Source organism: Flavobacteriales bacterium, from assembly GCA_026129465.1.
In the GTDB taxonomy this organism is placed as follows: Bacteria; Bacteroidota; Bacteroidia; order Flavobacteriales_F; family PHOS-HE28; genus PHOS-HE28.
The window spans coordinates 2,916,753-2,929,700 of sequence record JAHCIA010000001.1 but is presented as its reverse complement, the minus strand read 5'-3'; the positions used below and the strand labels follow the sequence as shown (position 1 = coordinate 2,929,700).

The window sequence follows — 12,948 nt, the reverse complement described above, 5'->3', positions numbered from 1 at the left end:
GGGCGGGAAGCACCTTTCTTCGCCCCATGGTCATCATCCCTCCCTCCCTCCGGCCCGGCGACACCATCGCCATCATCCCCACGGCCCGTGCCATCTCCAGGGATGAATTGCGCGACGGCATCGCCCTGGCGGAAAGCTGGGGCCTGCGCGTGAAGCTGGGCGCGGGCATTGGCCGCCGACACTTCCAGCAGGCGGGCATCGACGCCGAACGCGCCGCCGATCTCCAAGCCGCCATAGAGGATCCTGCGGTGCGGGCCATCTGGTGCGCCCGTGGCGGATACGGCACCATCCGCATCATGGACCGGGTGGACCTGTCACCCTTGAAGCGGAACCCCAAGTGGGTCATCGGATTCAGTGACATCACCGTGTTGCACAATGCGTTGCATGGGCTGGGTGTAGCTTCCCTGCATGCCCAGATGCCCTTCGCGATCGGGATCAAAACGGAGGAGTGCAGGGAGAGTTTGCGGAGGGTGTTGTTCGGGGGGGAGTATCGAGTGGTGAGTGGTGAGTGGCGAGTGGACTCGGCGAGACCTGCCACTCACCACTCACCACTCGATACTCAGCGCGCTGGCCAGTGCGAGGGTGTACTTGTGGGCGGCAACCTCTCCATTCTCTACGCCCTGCGCGGCACGCCCTTCGACATCGACCCCAAGGGCAAGGTCCTCTTCCTGGAAGACCTGGACGAACTCCGGTACCATGTGGACCGCATGGTGCAGAACCTGAAGCACGGCGGCTGGTTCAAGGAGCTGGCAGGCTTGATCGTGGGGGGCATGAGCGGCATGCGCGACAAGGATGACAAGGACCCCTTCGGCATGGAAGCCGAGGCCATGATCGCCGAGGCGGTGGCGCCTTACGGCTACCCAGTGTGCTTTGGCTTCCCGGCCGGGCATGTCGCCGACAACCGGGCGCTCATAATGGGCGCAAAAGCGAAGCTCAGCGTCACCCCCATGGGCGCGACGCTGAGCTACGCTTGACCACTGCGGCCTAATTCCGCTCGAACTTGTTGTACCCGCCGGGGATCTCGAACAGGGCCGGCTTCTGGGCGCCTTTGGTCACCTTGGTCACCTCCAAGCGGCTGATCTCCGCGCCATCCAACTTCTGCTCGATGCCGAGCATGGGGAACACACCTTTCGAATCCTTCACCTGCAGGAAGAACACGGCCTGCTCATCCTTGCGGTTCAGGGTCTCCAGCAAGGGGATGAAGAAATTGAACTGGTCGGCCGCCACCCAGTAGGTGAGTTGACGATCCTCGGCCTGACTCTTCACCACCCACTTCTCGCAGGTGTAGCCGGCGAAGGTCATCGTCTCGGTGGTCTTCTGCACCACGGTCTTCACATCCTTGGGCAGGCGCATGTTGGGCACGTCCATGTAAAGCTTGCGCTCGGGGCTGATGGCCGTGACGGTCTTGTCGCGCGTGTCCACCAGCATGATGCCCTGCACCTCGCCGCGGGCACTGATCTCCTCGATGCGGATGCGATCGCCCTTGACATGGTACTTGTAGTTGGTCACCACGGGGCCGGTCGTCTTGGTGAATTCGATGATCCCCTCAAAGGCCTGGGCCATCAGCGGGGACATCAGCGACAAAGACAACAGGGCTGAAATGCAGGCGAGGCGAGGAAAGGTTCGCATGGGTTCGCAGGGTTCCTTGGATCAGGCGGAAAGTTCCCCAATTTTGGCCTTCAACGGACCCCTTGGGTCAGGGTTACGCAAGCGACTTATCGACGCATGGCCGAGCATAACGTCACCGGCGACCGGGGTGAGACCATCGCCAGCCGCTTCCTGGAGGAGCATGGCCTGGAGGTGCTTGAGCGCAACTGGCGCCATGGCCGGCACGAGCTGGACATCATCGCACGGCAGGGCATGGAACTGGTGATCGTGGAGGTGAAGACCCGCAGCAGCGACCAATACGGGCAACCCGCCGAAGCAGTGAAGAAGGGCAAACGCGGCAAGATCCTCAAGGCGGCCAATGCCTATGTGGAAGCGACCGGATGCCAACTCGGCCTCCGGTTCGATATCATCAGCATCATCCTGCACCCCGGTGGCAAACCATACATCCACCACATCACTGACGCCTTCTATCCCACCCTACATGACCGACCGAGATAAGTCCCGCAGGAACCCCCAAGGCCGCACTGGGCGCGGTAATGGTGCCCAGCGACCCGCTTCGCGACCGCCGGATGGCCAAGGCAGCTCCAAACGCGCCGGTCGCCGGCCCCCAGGCGCGGTCCGCCGTGGTGAAAGGTCTTGGGACGAAGTGGACCGGGGGAACCGGGTGGACAAGCCCGCGCGGCCATCCGTGAAGGATCGGTACAAGCAGGAGCGGGAAGACCGCGAACGCGAGAACGGGAAACAGCGCTCCGGACGCCCGTCCGGAGCGGTCCGCCGTGGTGAAAGGCCTCGGGACGAAGCGGACCGGGGGAGCCGGGCGGACAGGCCCGCACGGCCATCCGTGAAGGAGCAGTACAAGCAGGAGCGGGACGACCGCAAACGCGAGAAACGGGAACAGCGCGCCGGACGCCCACCCGGGGTGGGTCGGGGGCACATCCATGGCAAGGGTGCCCGGCACAAGGCCCCGGCACCCAGTGATGGTCTCATCCGCCTCAACCGCTACCTGGCCCAAAGCGGCATCTGCAGCCGCCGTGAAGCCGACGACCTGATCAAGGCCGGCGTGGTGACGGTGAACGGCCAAGTGGTGACCGAACTGGGTACCAAAGTGATGCCCGGCGACAAGGTCCACTATGGCGGCCAGCGCATCAGCATGGAGACCAAGCGTTACGTGTTGCTGAACAAACCCAAGGGCTTCATCACCACCACCGACGATGAGCGCGACCGCCGTACCGTGATGGCCCTTGTGACCGCGGCATGTCCGGAACGCATCTACCCCGTTGGCCGCCTGGACCGCAACACCACCGGCGTGCTGCTGATGACCAACGACGGTGACCTGGCCAAGAAGCTCACCCACCCGAGCCACGGCGCGGAGAAGATCTACCATGTGGAGTTGGACAAGGCCGTGACCAAGGCCCACATGCAACAGCTGGTGCAGGGCGTGCAATTGGAGGATGGACCCGCCCAGGCGGACGAGGTGGACTTCGTGACCGGCGCCACCAAGCGCGAGGTGGGCGTGAAGCTGCACATGGGCCGCAACCGCATCGTGCGCCGCATGTTCGAGTCCCTCGGTTACCAGGTGGTCAAGCTGGACCGCGTGGTCTTCGCAGGCCTCACCAAAAAGGACCTGCCCCGGGGCAAGTGGCGGCACCTCACGGAAAAGGAGGTGCTCTTCCTCAGCAAACGGCGCTGATCCCACCGGCCCACAAGCCGCTGTGAACGAACGGCACGCGATCGGCCGTTATCCCGCTGCGCACGCGGATACCTTGCGCCGTTCCCATGTTCCGCCGTCTCCGGAAGATCCTGCTCCTCGCCGCCGTCCTTTTCGTGGTGGCCCTCACCACCTTGGTGTTCCTGGCCAAGCACTACGAACCCGAGGTGAAGGCCGCACTTGTGGGCGCCATCAACGATCAGCTCGATGCGCCGGTGTCCGTGCGCGACATGGACCTCACCCTCATCGCGCGCTTCCCCATGGCCGGCCTGCGCCTGCACGATGTGCTGGCCATGGAGAAACGTTCCGACGGTCAGGCCGCGGACACCCTCCTCTTCGCCCGTGAACTCTTTCTGGAGTTCAGCATTTGGGGGCTCTTCCGGAAGGACCACACCATCGAACGCATCCATGGCGATCGGGTGACCCTGCGACCGGGGCTGGATGGGAACGGGCGTGAGAACTACCTCGTCTGGAAGCAGGACAGCAGCGCCACCGGCGGTGGCACGGTGGATCTGCGGCGCGTAAGCATGGATCGCTTGGACCTGCGTTACCGCGATGACCGCTCGCAACTGGAGGTGGCGGCGCACAGCCGCAACATGTCGCTCACGGGACGTTTCGGCGAAGGCCTGAACACCCTGCGGCTGGAAGGCGACCTGGCGCTGCGGCATTGGGACCAGGGCGAGACCCGGCACGTGGGCGAGCGGCAGGCCCAGTTGCGACTGGACCTCGGATTCGGCGGTGAGGAAGGTGCATTCCGCATCCCACACGGCACGGTGGACCTTGGTGATGCGCCCCTGGAAGTGGCCCTGGCCATTACCGGCACCGAACGGGAACGCACCGTGGACCTGCGCGCCAATGGACTCGGCCTGCCGCTGGACCGTGTGCTGGAGTTGCTGCCGGAAGCGATGCATGCGCAACTGGGCCACTACGTGGTGAAAGGCACCGGCGACATCGCCCTGCGCTACGCCGGGCCCATGGACGCCCCGGCCTTGTCGGTGGGAGCCAAGGTCACGGGCGGCAGGTTGAAGGAGAAACGAAGTGGCGCGGTACTCACGGATGTCCGGGGCGAAGTGGCCATCGAACTCAATGCCCGGGGCGATCTTCAACGGCTGCTGATCAGCGGATTGGAGGCGCGCAGTGGCGGCGGCTCCTTCGCGGCGGAATGGGACAGCAAGGGCCTGACCAACGCGCCGCTGAAGGCCAGCCTCCGGGCGGACATGGCCCTGGCCGACCTGCTCCGCATCGCACGGATCGACACCTTGGAACAGGTGAGCGGGCGTGTGCGGGCGGATGCCAGCGTGGAGGGGCGCCTGCGCGATGTGGCCGACTTCCGTGTGGCCGACCTGAAGGCCCTGAAGATCTCGGGCAACGCATCCCTGCGCGATGCCACGCTGAAATTGAAGGGCATCCGCCACCGGGTGGAGCACCTCGATGCGGACCTCGCCTTGCAGGGGAACGACGCCCGGGTGGACATCCCGAGAGCCGTGATCCAAGGCAACGCCATGGCCCTGCGTGGCGATCTGCGTGACCTGGTGCCCTACCTCCTGTTCAACGACCAGAAACTCGCCATCCAGGCCGAGTTCTCCTCCCCGCGCATCGACCTCGCCGCCCTGCTGACCGATGAGCGGTCCGCGAATAGCACGGCGAACATCAATCCGTATGTGCTGAGCCTGCCCGCCACCATCGATCTGGACCTGCGCGCCCAGGTGGACCAACTGGTCTTCGAGGACTTCGAAGCCACGGCCATCAACGGCGGCATGCGTCTGAAGGACCGCATGCTGCGGGTGGCGCCCGTGACCTTCAACACCGCCAGGGGCGCCGTGCTCGGCAGCCTCGAACTCGATGCGCGCCCCGGTGGCGGCGCCTCCTTCCCCCTGGCCATCGATGCCACCTGTCAGGCCATCGACATCAAGGCCCTCTTCCGGGAATTCCAGGACTTCGGCCAGGACTTCATCGGCCATCGCCACCTCAGCGGCACGGCGCAGGCCCGCATTTCCATGCGCGCACCCCTCAAACCAAGCTTCGCGCTGGACATGGACCGCCTCGTCTGCACTATCGACATCATCGTGGACGACGGTGGTATCAAGGACCACAAGCCCCTGCTGGAGATCGCCGACCACTTGCGCAAGAACAAGCTCGTATCCCCCTTCGTGGACACCAAGGCGCTGCGCGACCGGCTCGCCGATGTTCGGTTCGCCAGGCTGGAGAACCGCATCGAGATCCGCGATGGCGCCGTGCGCATCCCCGCCATGGAGGTGCGCAGCAATACGCTGGACATCCGCCTCAGTGGCACCCATTGGTTCGACGACCGCATCGATCACCACCTGGACTTCCGTCTTGGCGACCTCTTCCGCCTGGGCAAACCCGCGAAGGACGAGTTCGGCCCGATCATCGACGATGGCACCGGCATGCGCATCTTCCTGCACATGTACGGCACCGCCAACGACCCGCGCTTCGCCAATGACCGCGCCATGGCCAGCCAGCGCCGGCGCGACCAGTTCCAGCAGGAGAAGGACGAACTGCGCAGCATCCTGCGCGAAGAACTCGGGCTTTTCAAGGGGCGCGACGACACCAAGGCCGAAAAGCCCGCGACACCCGCCAACACCCCGAGCTTCGAGGTGGAGTGGGATGATGGCCGGACGCCCGGTCAGACAGATGCCAAGAAGGAGGAGAAACCCAAGCGTGGGCTGGGCAAACTGCTGGACAAGGCCAAGGAGCCGGAGGAAAAGGAGCGGTTCAAGGTGGAGGATTGAAGCGGGCCGCCGCGCATTGGCGATCTTCACGGCCGCCGGAACGCATGGACCTCTATTCGCGCAAGCAACGCTGGAAACTGGTGCTCGCCGCCGTGGCCTTCGCTTTGGTGGCGGCATCGCTCTGGTACAGCAACCAGATCGTGGAGAATGTGCGCGAGGGCGAGCGCCGCAAGGTGCGCCTATGGGCGGAGGCGGTGCAGAACCGCGCCGAGCTGGTCAACTACACGGAACGGCTGTTCGAGCGGCTGCGTGATGAGGAGCGCAAGAAGGCCGAACTGCTCGGCGAGGCGCAGCAACGGCTGGTGAGCGGCCGCGATGTGGACCTCACCTTCGTGCTGAAGGTGGTGACGGACAACACCACCATCCCGGTGATCATCACCGACAGCAAGGGCGAACCGCGTTTCCACCGCAATCTGCCGGAGCGCATCTCCAGGGACCCGGCGCTGCTGAAAGCCGAGGTGGCCCTGATGGCGCAGCGTGGCGAGCCCATCGAGATCGACGTGGCGCGCGACAAGCAATACCTCTATTACAAGGACTCGCGCGTGTTCACCGAATTGCAGGAAGTGATGGACGGCATCATCAGCTCCTTCATCTCCGAAACAGTGATGGGCACCGCCGCCGTGCCGGTGATCTACACCGACAGCACACGCACACGGATCATAGAGCACACCAACATCGACGAGGAGATCGCCTCCGACAGCCTGGCCATGCTGGCGCGCATAGCCGCCATGGAGAAGGCCAACGCGCCCATCGCCATCCAACTGCCCGGACAGGGGCGCCACTGGATCTTCTACGAGGAATCGCTGGTGATCACGCAGCTGCGCTACTTCCCTTACGTGCAGCTGGCCATCATCTGCCTTTTCCTGCTGGTGGCCTACGCCCTGTTCAGCGTATTCCGCAAGGCGGAGCAGGACCAGGTGTGGGTGGGCATGGCCAAGGAGACGGCGCACCAGTTGGGCACGCCGCTCAGTTCGCTCATGGCCTGGATGGAACTGCTCCGATCACAGGGCGTGGACCCCGGGGCCATCAACGAGATGCGCAAGGATGTGGACCGGCTGGAGGTGATCACCGAACGCTTCAGCAAGATCGGCTCGGCGCCCGCACTGACCCCGGAGAGGATCTACCATACGTTGCGCGCCACGGTGCTCTACTTGCGGCCGCGGCTGCCGGGCCGGGTGAGGATCGACGTGCAGCAGCCGTCCGACACGGAATCGCAGGTGCCGCTGAACCGTGCGCTCTTCAGTTGGGTGATCGAGAACCTCATCCGCAACGCGGTGGATGCCATGGAAGGGGAAGGCGCCATCACGATCGAGATCGTGCCCGAGGCGAGCGTGGTGCATATCGACGTCACCGACACGGGCAAGGGCATCCCTTCGTCGCAGCACGCCACCGTGTTCCGCCCCGGCTTCACCACCAAGCGGCGCGGCTGGGGGCTTGGCCTCTCGCTGAGCAAGCGCATCATCGAAGAATACCACAAGGGCCGCATCGTGGTGAAACGCAGCGCGCCTGGCAAGGGCACGACCTTCCGGATCACGCTCAATGCCGGTGTACTGGGTTCGGCGTTGGTGAGCGAACCCACCTGAGCCATGGCGGGGCTCTACCTGCATATCCCCTTCTGTCGCAAGGCCTGCAACTATTGCGACTTCCACTTCAGCACCAGCATGGGCGCCCGGTCACGCGTGCTGGCCGCCATGCACCGTGAATTGGAGGCTCGCTCGGGGGAGGTGGATGGGCCCTTCGGCACGGTCTACTTCGGCGGTGGCACACCAAGCTTGCTGGAGCAGGATGAGATCACGGGCTTCATGCGTGTGATACATGAACGCCAAGGTGTGGAACCCGGTGCCGAGATCACCCTGGAGACCAATCCGGACGACATCACGCCGGACCGTCTCGCGATGTGGAAGGAACTCGGTATCACGCGCATCAGCCTGGGCACACAAAGCTTCCGCGATGAGCGCTTGAAATGGATGGGGCGGGCGCATGACGCGCGACAAGCGATGGACAGCATCGCGCTCATCGCCGGCGCAGGGTTCGCGTCCTGGACCATCGACCTGATCTACGGCCTGCCGGGCATGACAACTGCCGAATGGGACGAGCAACTCACCATCGCCCTGGACCACGGCATGCCGCACCTGAGCGCATACTGCCTCACCGTGGAGGCACGCACCGCGCTGGACCACCAGGTGCGCCTGGGCCTGTTGCGCATGCCGGACGATGTGGACCAGAGCGCCCAATTCGATCGCTTGATGGACCGCATGGCGCAGGCCGGCCTGGAGCAATACGAGATCAGCAACTTCGGGCGGGCGGGCCACCGATCCCGCCACAATGCGGCCTATTGGGAGGGTGTGCCCTACCTGGGGGCAGGTCCATCGGCGCACAGCTACGACGGTCGAAGTCGTCGCTGGAACCTGGCCCACAACCTGCGTTACGCACAGGCCATTGAACGCGGCGATCCCTGGTGGGACGAGGAGGAACTGACCCCGGCGAAACGCACCAACGAACTTTTGATGACCGGCCTGCGTACGATCGCGGGCGTGCGCACCGACCAGTTGGAGATCGACGCCCTGCGGGTCAACAAGGGCCTGCTGCGGAAACACCTCGACCAAGGGAACCTGACCCTGGAAGGGGGCCGCTTAGCTTTGACCAGGGCGGGCAGGCACCACGCCGACCGCATCGCATCGGACCTGTTCGTCACCGACGATGATCGCTGAGATCACCCACCACGGCCGCAGCTTCCGCGTGGACCTGTCGAAACCCATCGACCTGAGTCTGCCGCTGCACGCGGGCGAGGGCCGCACCAAGGCATGGTACGTGGGCCCGGTGACGATGGAGCCCGTGCGCATGGGCGACACGCGCTTCAGCGTGCAGGATGGTGCCCCGGTGAATTTCCGAGACATCCATTTCAATCCACACGGCCACGGCACCCACACCGAGAGCGTGGGCCACATCAGTCCCGAGATCCATCCGGTGGGCGGCTTGCTGAAGCGCTACTTCTTCACCGCCCAACTGGTGAGCCTGTTGCCCGAAACACGGCGCGCACCCGATGCCAGGGAGGACCAGGTGATCACCTTGGAACAACTGCGCAACGTGGTGAGCGAACGCCCCCCGGAAGCCATCATCGTGCGCACCCTGCCACACCGCGATGACGCCACCACACGCGATTGGAGCGGATCGAACCCCTGTTATCTGCAGAGCACCGCATGCGCCTGGCTGCGCAGCATCGGCGTGAAACACCTGTTGCTGGACCTGCCCAGCATTGACCGCGAAGAGGATGGCGGTGTGCTGGCCGCGCACCATGCCTTCTGGGATTTCCCCAACAGCACCGATCAGGAACGCACCATCTCCGAATTGCTGCGGATACCCCGGGAAGTGCGCGATGGTGACTACCTGCTGGAATTGCAGGTGGCGAACTTCATGAACGACGCGGCCCCCAGCCGGCCTGTGCTCTACGCCTTGCTGCCATGACCTTGGCGGAATTCCGCGACCACTGCGCGCGCTTCCCGGGCTTCACCGAGGACCTGCCCTTCGATGCGAGCACCCTGGCCTTCCGCGTGGGCGGCAAGATCTTCGCCTTGATGGATGTGGACCTCTTCACAAGCGTGAACCTGAAGTGCGACCCGGAACGCGCCATCGACCTGCGCGAGCGCTTTGGTGGCATCACCCCGGGCTACCACATGAACAAGGCGCATTGGAACACGGTGACCACCGATGGAAGCGTACCGGCGGCCTTGCTTCTTGAACTGGCGCGCCACAGTTACGACCTGGTGCGGGCTTCACTGCCGGCCCGTGCTCGCCGCGAACTGGAGCAGGGCGCGTGAGGACGGTCCGATAGCTTTGCGGGGCCCATCCACCCCGCCATGAGCCTCACCACACGCCGTATCGGCAAGATCTTCCTCAGCTACTTCTTCCGAGGCCTGCTCGTGCTCGTGCCCGCCACCCTCACGGTCTGGGCCGTCTGGCGCTCACTGGCCTTCCTCGATGGCCTCATCGAGACCGACATCCCCGGGCTGGGCATCATTCTGCTGCTGGCGATCATCACAGGCGCGGGGTGGCTGGCGAGTTCGCTTTTGTTCCAACCCTTCGCCGACCTCATCGAGGAGGCCTTGCAGCGCATCCCCTTCCTGAAGACCATGTACGGCGCGCTGAAGGACATCGTGGAGGCGCTCGTGGGCAACAAGAAGAAATTCGACCGGCCGGTGCTGGTGAGGCTCGGCTCCGCGATGGATGTGGAGCGCGTGGGCTTCATCACGCAGGACGACCTGTCGCATCTGGGCATCGCCGGCGGCAAGGTGGCCGTGTACCTGCCCCACGCCTTCGCCTGGAGCGGCAACCTGGTGATCGTGCCGATGGCGAACATCACCCCCATCCCGGCCAACGCCACCGATGTGATGAAGTTCGTGGTGAGCGGAGGCGTGAGCCAAGTGGACGAAGCATGATCCGCGCTTGCTGCATCGTGGCCGGAATGGGCCTCTCCCTGGCGTGCGCCGCACAGGATGCCACCACCGTGGAGAAGCGCTCCTTCGCCTTCAGCGACGGCATCCACCCCACCTTCGCCGTGACCTTCCACGGTGCTGGTACGCGGACCATCGAGGACCACTGGCGCGGCGTGCTGAAGCGCGTGAGCCACAAGGTGGGCGGCAAGAAGGAGATCATCGGCATGACGGCGTTGATCCCGGAGATCTCGCACGATACGATGCGCGTGCTGGTGAAAGGCGACCAGCCGCGAGGCAGCGGCAGCACCACGTTGCATGTGGCCTTTCTCACCACGATGGGCTGGCTCGGGCCGGGAAGCGACAGCGCCATGGTCCGGGGCGCGCGCGAATTCGTGCGGCGCGAAGCCCTGGCCCTGCGCATCCGGCTCGCGGACGAAGCGGTACTGCAGGCCGATCGGACATTGTCCCGCATGCGCGGCGAACTGGCGATGCTGGAGCGCGAGCAGGGGCGCATGGAGATGCAGCGCTCCAAGGCCCGGCAGCGCGACAGCACCTCCGTGGCGGACCAGGCACGGCTGGCACAGGAGATCGAAGTGGCCAGGACGCATGCCGAGGAACGGCGGGCAGCGCTGCGCGAGGCGCACACCGAGGAAGGCGTCAAGGAACTGAAGGCGCGGGAAAAGCACCATGACAAGTTGACATCGCGGCATGCCGCCGCGCAGCGCGCGATGGAACAGGCCCGAAAGCGTGATGCCGGATTGAAGGATGGACTGCGCCGCAATGCCGAAGCACAAGCCGCGAAACGGCAGGAGATCGAGCGGCAGCGCGCGCGTACGGAAGAGCTTCGTGAAGCACGCGAAGCCATCCACTGATCACACCAGCAGCATGCGAAGCCGCCACAATGCCCTGCTGCTCCTGCACATCACCGTGCTCATCTGGGGCCTCACCGGCATCCTGGGCAGGCTCATCGACCAGGACGCCGAACAGGTGGTGTACATGCGCACCGTGATCGGTGTGCTGGGGTTGCTGCTCGCCGGCTGGTGGATGGGCTTCCCCGTGCTGCCCAACCGGCGCGACTGGCATCACCATGTGCTCACGGGCGTGATCATCGCCGGGCATTGGTGGACCTTCTTCCATGCCATCAAGATCAGCAGCGTGTCCATCGCCGTCACCTGCCTCGCCGCCAGCACCATCTTCACCGCCTTGCTGGAGCCGATCTGGAACAAGCGCCGTGTGCGGCCCTATGAACTGATACTCGGTTCTCTGGTCATCGCCGCGTTGGTCATGATCTTCGGCCTGGAAACCGGCCAGCGCATGGGCATGCTGGTGGCCACCACCTCGGCCTTGCTCTCCGCCTGGTTCACCGTGGTGAACGGTCAACTGGTGAAGCGCGACCACAGCGGGCGCATCGGCCTGTATGAGTTGTTCGGCGCGGCGGTGGTGGTGGGCGTGTGGATGGCCGTGGAAGGGACGTTGCCGCCGCCCTTGTGGTCGCTGGCCGGCGACCAGGTGCTGTGGCATCTGGTCCTTGGCCTGCTGTGCACCAGCTTCGCCTTCGTGGCGGGCATCGCCGTCATGCGCCAGTTGAGCGCCTTCACCGTGAGCCTCACCGTGAACCTCGAGCCGGTCTACAGCATCGTGCTGGCACTGGTCATCTGGGGCGATGATGAGAAACTGCACCTGGGCAGCTACGCGGGTTTCGCGCTGATCCTCGCCTGCCTCTTCACCAATGGCTGGTTCGCCAAGCGCGAAGCCCGGCGCATGGCGGGTGTGGCACCATTGTCGCACTGATCGCGTCACCTGCCATGCGACGCATCACCCTCCTCCTCGCCATCATCGCCACCGCGCTACTCGCATTCTTCATCACACGTGAGGTGTACCGCCCGGGCCAGGGCAGTGAGCGGGTGTCCGCCAGCGTGCTCATTGAGCGCATGCGGCCGGTGCTCAAATTGGTGACCGTGGAGGGCGAATTCAACGAACTCTACCACCACAAGGACAGCTGGAACTGGCGCTACAGCGTGCCAGGCTTCACCGAGAAGCAGGCCATTCTGCGCGTGAAGGCGCGGGTGAGCGTGGGCTACGACCTGGACGGGATGCGCATCACCACCGACGAGGCCACACGCACCGTCACCCTGCTGGCGCCTCCCGAACCGCAGGTGCTGTCCATCGAACATGAGGTGGACTACTACGACATCAGCAACGGGATATTCAACCGCTTCTCCCCGCAGGAACTTACCGCACTCAACACGAAGGCGCGGCAGCAGGTGCTGGACAAGGTGCCCACCAGCGGCTTGTTCGACGAGGCTGACAAACAGCGCGGCGTCATGGTCGAAGCATTGCGCGCCATCGTGGAAAGCGCCGGTTGGACGCTGGAGGCGGGCTACACGCCCAAGGATGGACGCACCCGTCTGAAGGGCTGAACCAAGCCGGGGCCCGGCTTGTTCCC

The 12,948-nt window shown here is 64.7% G+C and carries 13 protein-coding genes; 12 read left to right on the top strand and 1 reads right to left on the bottom strand.

Going from position 1 to position 12,948, the window contains the following annotated elements; translation table 11 throughout:
- Positions 1-26: 26 nt before the first annotated feature.
- Entirely contained in the window at positions 27-974 is a 948-nt protein-coding gene (locus KIT10_12475; GenBank protein ID MCW5900076.1) for an LD-carboxypeptidase, read from the top strand.
- Positions 975-984: 10 nt separating this feature from the next.
- On the opposite strand, the gene KIT10_12470 is transcribed toward KIT10_12475, so the two are convergent.
- The gene (locus KIT10_12470) at positions 985-1,629 is read right to left on the bottom strand and encodes a DUF4412 domain-containing protein (GenBank protein ID MCW5900075.1); all 645 of its coding nucleotides are present in this window, start codon (positions 1,627-1,629) and stop codon (positions 985-987) included.
- A 96-nt stretch (positions 1,630-1,725) separates the two neighbouring features.
- On the opposite strand from KIT10_12470, the gene KIT10_12465 reads away from it, so the two are divergent.
- The 11 genes from KIT10_12465 to KIT10_12415 all read left to right on the top strand — a co-directional run bounded on the left by KIT10_12465 (position 1,726) and on the right by KIT10_12415 (position 12,922).
- A complete protein-coding gene (locus KIT10_12465; GenBank protein ID MCW5900074.1) occupies positions 1,726-2,106 on the top strand; it encodes a YraN family protein in 381 nt (126 codons plus the stop codon).
- Entirely contained in the window at positions 2,090-3,298 is a 1,209-nt protein-coding gene (locus KIT10_12460) for an RNA-binding S4 domain-containing protein (protein MCW5900073.1), read from the top strand. The genes KIT10_12465 and KIT10_12460 overlap by 17 nt, the downstream gene beginning before the upstream one ends.
- 86 nt (positions 3,299-3,384) lie before the next feature.
- Complete coding sequence (locus KIT10_12455) at positions 3,385-6,069, top strand: hypothetical protein (protein ID MCW5900072.1); 2,685 nt, start codon at positions 3,385-3,387, stop codon at positions 6,067-6,069.
- A gap of 44 nt (positions 6,070-6,113) precedes the next feature.
- Positions 6,114-7,652: a HAMP domain-containing histidine kinase gene (locus tag KIT10_12450; GenBank protein MCW5900071.1), complete on the top strand. Its 1,539-nt coding sequence runs from the start codon at positions 6,114-6,116 to the stop codon at positions 7,650-7,652.
- Between the two features lie 3 nt (positions 7,653-7,655).
- Positions 7,656-8,780, top strand: coding sequence for a radical SAM family heme chaperone HemW (hemW, locus tag KIT10_12445; protein ID MCW5900070.1), 1,125 nt, complete (start codon positions 7,656-7,658; stop codon positions 8,778-8,780).
- On the top strand, positions 8,770-9,534 hold the full coding sequence (locus KIT10_12440; GenBank protein MCW5900069.1) for a cyclase family protein: 765 nt from the start codon (positions 8,770-8,772) through the stop codon (positions 9,532-9,534). The genes hemW and KIT10_12440 overlap by 11 nt, the downstream gene beginning before the upstream one ends.
- Entirely contained in the window at positions 9,531-9,887 is a 357-nt protein-coding gene (locus KIT10_12435; GenBank protein MCW5900068.1) for an MmcQ/YjbR family DNA-binding protein, read from the top strand. The genes KIT10_12440 and KIT10_12435 overlap by 4 nt, the downstream gene beginning before the upstream one ends.
- A gap of 39 nt (positions 9,888-9,926) precedes the next feature.
- Positions 9,927-10,505 (top strand): DUF502 domain-containing protein, encoded by a 579-nt coding sequence (locus KIT10_12430; protein MCW5900067.1) that lies wholly within the window; start codon positions 9,927-9,929, stop codon positions 10,503-10,505.
- Positions 10,502-11,374, top strand: coding sequence for a hypothetical protein (locus KIT10_12425; protein ID MCW5900066.1), 873 nt, complete (start codon positions 10,502-10,504; stop codon positions 11,372-11,374). Before KIT10_12430 ends, KIT10_12425 begins: the two co-directional genes overlap by 4 nt.
- A gap of 13 nt (positions 11,375-11,387) precedes the next feature.
- On the top strand, positions 11,388-12,293 hold the full coding sequence (locus KIT10_12420) for a DMT family transporter (protein ID MCW5900065.1): 906 nt from the start codon (positions 11,388-11,390) through the stop codon (positions 12,291-12,293).
- Between the two features lie 14 nt (positions 12,294-12,307).
- Positions 12,308-12,922, top strand: a complete 615-nt coding sequence (locus KIT10_12415; GenBank protein ID MCW5900064.1) for a DUF4230 domain-containing protein — start codon at positions 12,308-12,310, stop codon at positions 12,920-12,922.
- Positions 12,923-12,948: the final 26 nt, after the last annotated feature.

Bases quoted from the DNA above. Each gene is read 5' to 3' on its own strand.
- KIT10_12415 (MCW5900064.1), top strand. From the start codon at position 12,308: ATGCGACGCATCACCCTCCTCCTCGCCATCATCGCCACCGCGCTACTC.
- KIT10_12475 (MCW5900076.1), top strand. From the start codon at position 27: ATGGTCATCATCCCTCCCTCCCTCCGGCCCGGCGACACCATCGCCATC.
- KIT10_12420 (MCW5900065.1), top strand. From the start codon at position 11,388: ATGCGAAGCCGCCACAATGCCCTGCTGCTCCTGCACATCACCGTGCTC.
- KIT10_12435 (MCW5900068.1), top strand. From the start codon at position 9,531: ATGACCTTGGCGGAATTCCGCGACCACTGCGCGCGCTTCCCGGGCTTC.
- KIT10_12450 (MCW5900071.1), top strand. From the start codon at position 6,114: ATGGACCTCTATTCGCGCAAGCAACGCTGGAAACTGGTGCTCGCCGCC.
- KIT10_12430 (MCW5900067.1), top strand. From the start codon at position 9,927: ATGAGCCTCACCACACGCCGTATCGGCAAGATCTTCCTCAGCTACTTC.
- KIT10_12470 (MCW5900075.1), bottom strand. From the start codon at position 1,629: ATGCGAACCTTTCCTCGCCTCGCCTGCATTTCAGCCCTGTTGTCTTTG.
- KIT10_12460 (MCW5900073.1), top strand. From the start codon at position 2,090: ATGACCGACCGAGATAAGTCCCGCAGGAACCCCCAAGGCCGCACTGGG.
- KIT10_12455 (MCW5900072.1), top strand. From the start codon at position 3,385: ATGTTCCGCCGTCTCCGGAAGATCCTGCTCCTCGCCGCCGTCCTTTTC.
- KIT10_12465 (MCW5900074.1), top strand. From the start codon at position 1,726: ATGGCCGAGCATAACGTCACCGGCGACCGGGGTGAGACCATCGCCAGC.
- KIT10_12440 (MCW5900069.1), top strand. From the start codon at position 8,770: ATGATCGCTGAGATCACCCACCACGGCCGCAGCTTCCGCGTGGACCTG.
- hemW (MCW5900070.1), top strand. From the start codon at position 7,656: ATGGCGGGGCTCTACCTGCATATCCCCTTCTGTCGCAAGGCCTGCAAC.
- KIT10_12425 (MCW5900066.1), top strand. From the start codon at position 10,502: ATGATCCGCGCTTGCTGCATCGTGGCCGGAATGGGCCTCTCCCTGGCG.